Source organism: Fusobacterium necrogenes (genome assembly GCF_900450765.1).
Lineage (GTDB): Bacteria > Fusobacteriota > Fusobacteriia > Fusobacteriales > Fusobacteriaceae > Fusobacterium_A > Fusobacterium_A necrogenes.
In genome coordinates this window covers 24,639-33,980 of sequence record NZ_UGGU01000001.1, presented here as the reverse complement: position 1 = coordinate 33,980, position 9,342 = coordinate 24,639, and the positions used below count along the sequence as shown (strand labels likewise).

Sequence of the window (9,342 nt, the reverse complement as noted above, 5' to 3'; positions counted from 1 at the left end):
TTTATTCCCGTTGCCAAAAATCTATAAAAATATAGAAATTTGTTTATTTCCTTCTTCTACAAGTCCGATTTTGCCTAAGCTACTTTCGTTTGATATAACTCTCCAAAGGCTTAAATTCGGATACAACGCGTCCTACACATTAGCATTTTCTTGTTTGTGAAATTATGCTAATTTATACATAGATAAATTCAGAGAAGCATTATAATCTCTATCTATTACTGTTCCACAATGTGAACAACTATAAACTCTATCTTTTAGTTTTAAATCTTTCTTTATAGAACCACAATGACTACAAGTTTTTGATGATGGATAAAATCTATCTGCTATTACTAGTTTTATTCCATATAACTCTGACTTATATGTTATATACTCTCTAAACTTATAAAAACACTGTCTTCTTACTGAATCTGATAGATGTTTATTCTTCAACATTCCAGAAACATTCAAATCTTCTATTACAATTCTATATGGTTTGGTTTTCACTATATTTGTTGTAACTTGATGAAGATAGTTATTTCTAATATTGCTTAATTTTCTATGTATCAGTCTTGTTGTATTTTCCAACTTTTCTATATTTTTAGTTTTTATAAATTGACAACTTACACCTCCCTCTTTTTTTATTTTATTCATCTCATATTTTCTACTAATTTGTTTTTGTTTTTGTTTTAATCTTTTTTCTAATTTTTTAACTTTTTTGGTTTTGTTGATATTTTTAAAAACTTGTCCATCTGAACAAATAGCTAAATCTTTTAATCCTAAATCTATTCCTAATGAAATATCTGTCAGTTCTTCTTGTTTTTTCTCAACTTCTACTCCAACAGATATATACCAATATTTATTATCATAGGTAATTCTAGGGTTGTTGTATTTAACTCCAATAGGTATTTGTTCTCTTATGTTTATCCAACCTACTTTTTCAATCAAAACTTTTCTACCTTTAATTTTTAATTTTATAGGGTCATTGTAAAAACTAGGTTTACTTTTCTTTTTGCTTTTAAATTTTGGTCTATTAGCTAAACCTTTAAAAAATCTTTTATAGGAATTACACGCATCTTTTACTGCTTGTTTAGTTACATTATTTGATACTTCATTTAACCAAATTAGCTCAGATTTTTTTAGTTGAGTTAATTCTTTTCTAATGACCCCATCGCTAATAAATTTACCACCATTTTTATAGTTTTCTTCTTGTTTTGCGATAGTATAGTTATAGATAAATCTCGCAGTTCCTATAGATTGCCATAATTTTTGTTCTTGCTCTTTAGTTGGATAAAGTCTAACTTTCTTCGCTAGTATCATCTTCCATTAACTCCTTTTATTACCTCAATATCATTACACTATAAATCATTTATATAATTTTATATGAAATTCCATATTTTTTCTAACAGCTCTAAGCCTCCCAATTAAAATTAGTATTACTAAATTCGTTAGAAAAGAATGTATTATTTATTCCAGTTAAATTATTATATATATTTAAAACTTCTTCAATATAAGAATGAGTTTCTGGAAATGGTGGAATACTATCATATTTGACTATGTTCCCTTGTCCTGCATTATATGCAGCAAGTGCAAAAGGAATATAATTATTATTTTTCTCTAATAAAAATTTAAAATACTTAATTCCACCATAGATATTTTGAGTTAAATCATTAGGATCTATATTTAATAATTCTGCTGTTCCTGGCATAATTTGCATTAAACCTATAGCACCTTTTTTGCTCTTAATTTCATTAGAAAAGTTACTTTCTACTTCAATAATGGCAGTTATGAGCTTTTCATCAACATTAAATTCTTTAGAAAATCTATGAACATCATTATAAGCTGTAATAGCTTTATTTGGATCTATTATTTTTTGTTGGTAGTATTCCTTCAAATCAACGTCTGCATAAACTTTAAATAAGCAATTAAAAATTATAAAAAATAATATTTTTTTCATTTTTCATTCCTCCTACATTCTGATTACTTTTTCATTATCATTTTCTATTTGTATGTTCCAAGATCCAGTATTTTTAGTTGTAGTATTTCCAGTAAATAAATCTAAAGATTTTTCATAAATAGGTTTTTGTTCCAAGTCTTTGTAATTATCGTATAAGTTATAACAAATATTATTTATTGAATGTAATTCTTTATTTTCATCTAAAATATCTTGGATCTGCTTATCTATATTATTTTCTTTTTCGGCTAAAGCTGTTTTTATTCTCAATATCTCATTAGTTAAATCATCTGTAGAAATAGAAGCTTTTAATTCTTTAAACTCTTTAGAAATTCTGCTTGATTCTTCTTCAAGTAAAGTTTTTTCTTTCTCAAGCTTTCTAATGGAGAACATATTAAATAATTTATTTTCTTTTAGTTTGATTAATTCAACATTTATTTGATCTATTCTATCCATATTTTTAGAGAACTTATCTTGTAATCTTCCATATTTTCCTTTAGTTAATGATAAGTAAGCTATTACTTCTAATTCTTTAATATCTTTATTTAATGTCTTTTTGAGAAATTTCAATTTCTCAAGTTTTTCTTTATTAAGCTCAAGTAATTCTTTATTAGAATTAATAGTATTACTTAGATGAGTTCTAACTTCTTTATTTGATAATAAGATTTCTTTCTTACTATTTTCAATAGAGTTATTAATTGCTTGTAATTTAATATTAAGTTCAGCTTTATTATTATGTAGTTTCTTTTCAAAAGATTCTTTGATACGAATAAATTTATCCATATCTTTAGTACAGCTAATTTCAATATCTTTAAGTTCTTTTTCTTTCTTATTAATAATTGATTTTAGAATTTCAATTTGTTTAGAATCTCCTACACTTTCTTTTGCTAGTAATTCTTCTTTAAGTTTCTTAATTTCTTTTTCAAGAGGAATATATTTTTTCTTAGATAAAATATTTAATGTAGTCTTTCTTGAATTACTTAATTGAAGTTCGATTAAATCAAGTTTCTTTTGGATATTTTCCTTATCTTTAGTTGCTAAAATAATATTATTTATAGATTTTTTAACGTCAATATTTAGATAATTATTTTCTAACTCTTTAATGAACTCTTTATTTTTAGAATTATTTATAAATATTTGTTGAATTTCATCATTTAGTACAGTATTTTCTTTTTCTAATTTCTCAATATTTTTATGAATATCATTGATTATATTCTCTTTTTCTTTTTCAAATAATTTAGGATCAATAGTTGATTCCATAGCTTTTATATTATTATATTTTTGTGCAAGTAAATTAAACTCTTCTTGTGTGAAAAGTTCTTGTTCTTTAATAATATTATTTAATTCATTTACTTTTTCCCTATATCCAGGAATTAATTTAGAATAAACTTCATTTTTTATATTAATATTTTGAAGTTGACTAATTAATAAATTATTACTATCAATTTTATTTTTCTTAGCCATTAATTTGTTGTAAGCATTTTCTTTTTCTTTCTTAGAAATAGAAGCGTCAAATACATTAATAGTTTCTTTATTTTTAGCTCTTTCATTAAGAACTTCTTGATAAATTTTATCTTTGATTGACTTAATTTCTCTATTAGCTAAAAATTCTTTGATTAGTTCTTTTTCGTATTCAGTTTTATTTATTTTATTAAGTGTAATACTATTTATATGTACTGGTAAACGATTAAGTTGTTCGTACTTATCAAAATCGCCTTTTTCTAAAGCTTGTTGTCTTTGTTTTTCCAATGTTTCACAACTAACCCGAGCATTTATATTATGTAATTCTAAATGCTGATTTTGTAATAATTCCCAGTCTTTTCTTAATTTTAAAAGAGTTTCTACTTCGTTCCATTTTGGATCTTTAGCCGCTCCTCCACGTTCTGGATTTTTAGAATTTGATTTTTTAAAATATTTACTTGGATCTTTTCTTTCAATATTATCTATAACACGAGGGCAAAACATAATATGAGCGTGTATATTTTTATGTTTTTCTACATATTCAAAACCTGGTTGTGTTTCTTTATCGTGTATGACAACACTATAATAATGTCCAGAAAAATTTTCTTTTAAAAATTGATTTAAAAGTTCTATATTTTCTTCTTTAGTTAGTTCTTCTGGTAATGATATTCTTACTTCTCTATAAGTCCTTCCATTAACTCTTTCGTTATTATCAGCTATTTCCCAAAATTCTTTAGCAGACGTTACCCAGTTTGGCATATTATGAGATTCATATACTAGTTCTTTTTCTTTTCCAGTATATTTACCATTAGCTGTAATGTAGTCAAAATGGGCATTAGTTTTTCCCACTTTACCATAACTCATATTTAAGTAATAATTAGCCATTTGATAACACCCCCTTTTTTGGTCGTAGACACTCGATAGAGTTATTTAGAATGGTGCAGGAAATCTGTTCCTGCCACGTGTAAGTTTCTGCAATTTTTGAAAAAAATTGAGAAACTTGTAAACGTGCACTTTAGTGTTGGCACACAAAAGTGCGTGTGAAATTTTCTTAAATTTTACCATTAAAAAAAATGCTAGTCAACTTTTTGCTACTACTTTTTTTTTTTTTTTGTAATATATCTATACAAAATAAAAGTTTTGTGATATCATAAAGACAACTTAAATATTATAGGAGGTTTTATTATGTTAAAAAAATTTAAAATTGGAATGTTATCTTTATTCTGGAGTGTAGCAACTTTTGCAAGTACTAACTCTAAAATGGTATGGGAAAGTCCTGCCGACGAAATATCTAAATCAATAAGTGGGCCAATGGCAAAGGTGATAGCTTTAGTTGTTATTGTAGCGTCTGCTTTTGGTTGGGTGCTTACACAAGATTCTGGAATAATGGGAAAAATAATTAGAATAGTAGTGGCATTAGCAGTAGTAGGTGGGGCAAGTGTACTATTAGGACTATTCAATATTACAGGGGGGGTAATGATTGGATAAACTAGATATATTTAAAAAAAAAAATAAGGAATTAAATTCAGAGAAAAAAGAAAATAATAAATCAAAAAAAGAAGTAGATTATGATAAAGCTACAGAAGATCTATTTGAGTTTTATGCACAACAAAGTAAAAGAGTAAATACTTATAAAATAATAGCTTTATTAATGATAACTTTAACAATAATATCAACATTAGGTTGTATTTACTTATCAACAAGATCGACATTAATTCCTTATGTTGTAGAAGTTGATAAAGTAGGAGAAGCAAAAGCTATTAGAAAAGCGGATCAAATATATATTCCTAAAGAAATAGAAAATAGATATTTCATAAGAGATATTGTAAGTAAAATGAGAGCTATTCCTAGAGATAGTGTTTTGTACTCAAGAAACTTTCGACAATTATCTTATTTTTTGACTGAAGCTATGTTACAAAAACACCAAGATATATTAATTAATGAAGATACTAATAATTTAGCAAAACAATTAATTTCGAGAGATATAAATATAACTAGCTTTAATAAAGTTCCAAGAACAAAAAATACATATCAAGTTAAATGGAATGAAAAAATGTATTCAGCAGAAGGACTAGAGATTTCTAATTCTAATTTTGTTGGTTTATTTACAATAACAAATGAGCAACCCAAAGAAATAGATGAGATTAATATAAATCCTTTAGGAATAATAGTTGAGGATTTTTCAATATCTAAAGAGGAGGAATAATGCACATAAAAAAAATTGCAATAATTTTTAGTTTAATAATAGCGGCAAATAGCTATTCAGCTAATACAGTTTTAGAGCAAATAACACCAAATAAGCAAGTTATTATATCTGGTATAAGGGAAGCGAAAAATGGAGTACAGACAAACTTTGTATATAATGAAGATGCAATGTATACAATTTATTGTAGAGTTAATTATTTAACAGCTATTATGTTAGCTCCAAATGAACAAATCATTAGTGTATCTGGAGGAGATACAGCAAGGTGGCAAAAATCTCAAAGTACAACAGGCTCAAGTGAGGGTACAAGACAAGTAATATATATTAAACCATTTTCAATTAATTTAAGAACAAACTTAATAATTAACACAAATAAAAGAATGTATAACATCAATTTATATTCTGCTAAAGAGTGGTACAACCCAGTAGTTAAATGGTTATATCCAGATGAAGTTATGAAGATCCAAGAAGCTAAAGAAAAAACTATAGTAACAACAGGAAATTTAGAAGATCATAACTATAATTATACAGTAAGTACAAAAAGATATGATTTTACACCTTCATCTATTTTTGATGACGGACAAAAAACTTATTTTGTATTAAAAAATACTCAAGAGTTACCAGTTTTTTATATTAGAGAAAAAGGGTCAAAACAAGATCAATTAGTTAATTTTAGAATACAAGGTAACTATTATATTATTGATAGAATATTTGAAGAAGGAGTATTAAAATTAGGAAATAAAAGAATAGTTATAAAAAATAAAAATTACAGATATAAGGAGGAATAATGGAGGAAAATATAGAAAAAAATATAGAAGATATGGAAAATTACGAACCTAAATCTGAAAATAAAATAAATAAAAAAAAAATAACATTAGTAGGATTGGGATTGGTATTAATATTACTTATATTTGTAATAATTTCATCTTTAGTTAGTTCTAAATTAAAAGAAATTTCTACCCCTAAAGCAGAACAAACACAAGAAGGAACAGCACCTATTAATAATAGAAAAAAAATTACAGAAAACATAGGATATGCAGGAGAAAAAAGTCAGTTTTTAGTTCAAAATAAAGAGAAAACAACTAATACTACTGACACTTCAAATAATATTAAAGAAATAAAACCACAAATAAAAATTGAAGAAAAGTTAGATGAAACTTTAAAGGCTTATTATGAACAACTTTTACAAGAAGAATTAGCAGCTAGAAAGTCAGTAATTCAATTTGATGATCCAGAACAAACACAACAAACAACAACAGGATTTATTCCAGGAACAGCAACGAATGCTAGTATGCCAAATTTTGGAAATATATTACCACAAGAAGCAGATCAAAATAAAATAAAAGAGAAAAAAGAATTTTTAAAAGGGGTAAATGAAGATAAGGTAACGATATACAACCCTTATGAAGTTATTTCTTCATTGTCAGAATATCAAGTTAATGCAGGAAGTATAATTCCAGGTATATTTATAACTGGTGTTAAATCAACATTACCAGGTAGAATGATAGGACAAGTAAGAGAAAATGTATATGATAGTACAACTGGAAATCATTTACTAATTCCTAAAGGGGCTAGATTATTAGGAATGTATGATTCAAATGTAACTTTTGGCCAGGATAGAATAATGATAATTTGGGAAAGAATAATATTTCCAAGTGGAAAAAGTATTCAGTTAGATAGATTCGTAGGAACAGATCTAAGCGGTTATGCGGGAGTTACTGGAAAAGTTAATAATCATTATGGAAAATTACTTACTTCTGTAGTTTTATCTTCAATCATTGGAGCAGGAACAGCAATAGTTGAAAATGATAAAGATGATGATTGGAAACGTGCAGCAGGAGAAGGTGCAGGAGAACAAATTATTAATATAGGTACAAAGTTTGCTGAAAAAGTTATGAATGTTTCCCCAGAAATAACTATCGCAACAGGACAAAAATTTAATATTATTGTTAATTCTGATATAGTTTTAGAGCCTATAAAATAGAGGTGTAATTAATGAAAATAAAAATGAAAAGAAAGATAAAAAAAACAATATTAATATTTTTTCTTGTACTAGCAATTTTAATTCTAATGACTTTATATACAGGAAATACTTATATTTATTATAAAGCAAATGGTATAACAATGGAAGATATAAAAAATCCATTCTTTTTATTACCTTATTATAAAGAATATTCTACAAATTTTCTTATAAATAAAGCATTTAGATTAATGTTAGGAACATTTTTAATTTTAATTGGAATAACTGGAGGAATTATTCTTAAAAGACAAAAAGATAATAGTTATGGAACAGCACGTTGGGCTAATTTAGATGACTTAGATTTATTGGGAGTTTTAAAAAATAAATATACTGACGGAGTAATACTAGGTTTAGCTAAAGGTTTATTCAAGGAATATAAAGTAATAGATAATTCTAATACTCATATAGCATTGATAGCACCTACAAGAGCAGGTAAAGGGGTAGGAGTTATTATTCCTACTCTTTTAAACTGGCAATCTTCATCAATAGTTTTAGACTTGAAAAAAGAAAACTATGTAAAAACAGCAGGTTTTAGAGAGAAAATTTTAAAGCATAAAATTATAAAATTTGCTCCACATGATGAAAATTCAAGTTCATATAACCCATTAGCACAAATTAGATTAAGAACTAAATATGAATATGTAGACGCTCAAATTATAGCAGACATTCTTACTGATCCAGGAGAAGGAAAAGCAAGAGATCATTGGGTAACACAAGCAAGTGCCTTATTAGTAGCTTTAATTCTTCATGTTTGTTATGAAAAAACTAAAAAAGGAGAAGTAGCAAGTTTAGGACATGTAATGGACTTTTTTAACGATCCAAGTAAACCAATACTAGAGAGAATTTTAGAGCTAATGAAATTTAATCATAGTGATGATCCAGAATTTTTTAATACAATTTATGATTCATCACAAAATGCAGGAATAAATCCAGGTACACACCCTATTGTATCAAGAACAGCCGCAGAAATAATAAATAAAGATCCAAGAGAAAGTTCTGGTATTATTTCATCATGTATTACAGCAATAACTCTATATAAAGATCCTATTATTAGGAAAAATACAACAGCAGTTGATTTTAAGATAAATGATTTAATGAATGATAAAACACCAGTAGATTTATATGTAATTATAGAAGCTGTGTCAATATCTGTTTTATCTCCATTAATTCGTATTTTAATCTCTCAAATAATAGGAATTTTATGTCCTAAAATGGAAGATCCAGATAAAATGCCACATAAACATAAGTTACTTCTTATGCTTGATGAGTTCCCTGCATTTGGTAAAATTCCTTTACTAGAAAAAGCACTTGCATATATAGCAGGTTATGGAATGAAAGCAGTAGTAATTGCTCAAGGAATTAATCAACTTAGACAAGCTTATGGAGATAAAAATATGATTTTAGAGAACTGTTCTACAGCAGTTTTTTATACTCCACAAGCTACAGATAAAGCTACAGCTGAGTTAATTTCAGCATTATTAGGAAAAAGAACTCTAAAAACTCAAAATAAAAGTTTTAAAGCATTAAAATTAGATACAGGTAATATATCAGAAAATAAAATAGCTAGGGAATTACTTACTCCAGAAGAAGTAATGAGATATTCTGATAAAAAAAATCTTATATTTTTTAAAGGAAAACCTACTTATAGAGGAATAAAAGTAACTTATTTTAACAATCCTTATTTTAAGGATAAAGCAAAAATAAAGCCGAGTAAATAAAAAGGAGATT

8 protein-coding genes are annotated in these 9,342 nt (G+C 26.1%); 5 read left to right on the top strand and 3 right to left on the bottom strand.

The window, feature by feature from the left end; all coding sequences use genetic code 11:
- Window positions 1–162: 162 nt before the first annotated feature.
- From DYA59_RS00180 to DYA59_RS00170, 3 genes are all read right to left on the bottom strand, one after another.
- Window positions 163–1,296: an RNA-guided endonuclease InsQ/TnpB family protein gene (locus DYA59_RS00180; protein ID WP_115268193.1), complete on the bottom strand. Its 1,134-nt coding sequence runs from the start codon at window positions 1,294–1,296 to the stop codon at window positions 163–165.
- Between the two features lie 91 nt (window positions 1,297–1,387).
- A complete protein-coding gene (locus tag DYA59_RS00175) occupies window positions 1,388–1,933 on the bottom strand; it encodes a lytic transglycosylase domain-containing protein (RefSeq protein ID WP_115268191.1) in 546 nt (181 codons plus the stop codon).
- 12 nt (window positions 1,934–1,945) lie between these two features.
- A complete protein-coding gene (locus DYA59_RS00170; RefSeq protein ID WP_115268189.1) occupies window positions 1,946–4,276 on the bottom strand; it encodes a MobA/MobL family protein in 2,331 nt (776 codons plus the stop codon).
- A 300-nt stretch (window positions 4,277–4,576) separates the two neighbouring features.
- Between DYA59_RS00170 and DYA59_RS00165 the strand changes: the two genes are divergently transcribed.
- The 5 genes from DYA59_RS00165 to DYA59_RS00145 are packed head-to-tail and all read left to right on the top strand — an operon-like array spanning window position 4,577 to window position 9,332.
- On the top strand, window positions 4,577–4,879 hold the full coding sequence (locus DYA59_RS00165; RefSeq protein WP_115268187.1) for a TrbC/VirB2 family protein: 303 nt from the start codon (window positions 4,577–4,579) through the stop codon (window positions 4,877–4,879).
- The gene (locus tag DYA59_RS00160) at window positions 4,872–5,597 is read left to right on the top strand and encodes a type IV secretion system protein (protein WP_115268185.1); all 726 of its coding nucleotides are present in this window, start codon (window positions 4,872–4,874) and stop codon (window positions 5,595–5,597) included. Before DYA59_RS00165 ends, DYA59_RS00160 begins: the two co-directional genes overlap by 8 nt.
- On the top strand, window positions 5,597–6,382 hold the full coding sequence (locus tag DYA59_RS00155; protein ID WP_245943691.1) for a TrbG/VirB9 family P-type conjugative transfer protein: 786 nt from the start codon (window positions 5,597–5,599) through the stop codon (window positions 6,380–6,382). The genes DYA59_RS00160 and DYA59_RS00155 overlap by 1 nt, the downstream gene beginning before the upstream one ends.
- Window positions 6,382–7,578 carry a TrbI/VirB10 family protein gene (locus DYA59_RS00150; protein ID WP_115268183.1) on the top strand — a complete coding sequence of 399 codons (1,197 nt, stop codon included), beginning with the start codon at window positions 6,382–6,384 and terminating at the stop codon, window positions 7,576–7,578. The genes DYA59_RS00155 and DYA59_RS00150 overlap by 1 nt, the downstream gene beginning before the upstream one ends.
- Window positions 7,579–7,589: 11 nt before the next feature.
- A complete protein-coding gene (locus DYA59_RS00145; RefSeq protein ID WP_115268181.1) occupies window positions 7,590–9,332 on the top strand; it encodes a type IV secretory system conjugative DNA transfer family protein in 1,743 nt (580 codons plus the stop codon).
- Window positions 9,333–9,342: the final 10 nt, after the last annotated feature.

Coding starts and splice junctions, on each gene's coding strand:
- DYA59_RS00180 (WP_115268193.1), bottom strand. CDS start 1,296: ATGATACTAGCGAAGAAAGTTAGACTTTATCCAACTAAAGAGCAAGAA.
- DYA59_RS00175 (WP_115268191.1), bottom strand. CDS start 1,933: ATGAAAAAAATATTATTTTTTATAATTTTTAATTGCTTATTTAAAGTT.
- DYA59_RS00170 (WP_115268189.1), bottom strand. CDS start 4,276: ATGGCTAATTATTACTTAAATATGAGTTATGGTAAAGTGGGAAAAACT.
- DYA59_RS00165 (WP_115268187.1), top strand. CDS start 4,577: ATGTTAAAAAAATTTAAAATTGGAATGTTATCTTTATTCTGGAGTGTA.
- DYA59_RS00155 (WP_245943691.1), top strand. CDS start 5,597: ATGCACATAAAAAAAATTGCAATAATTTTTAGTTTAATAATAGCGGCA.
- DYA59_RS00150 (WP_115268183.1), top strand. CDS start 6,382: ATGGAGGAAAATATAGAAAAAAATATAGAAGATATGGAAAATTACGAA.
- DYA59_RS00145 (WP_115268181.1), top strand. CDS start 7,590: ATGAAAATAAAAATGAAAAGAAAGATAAAAAAAACAATATTAATATTT.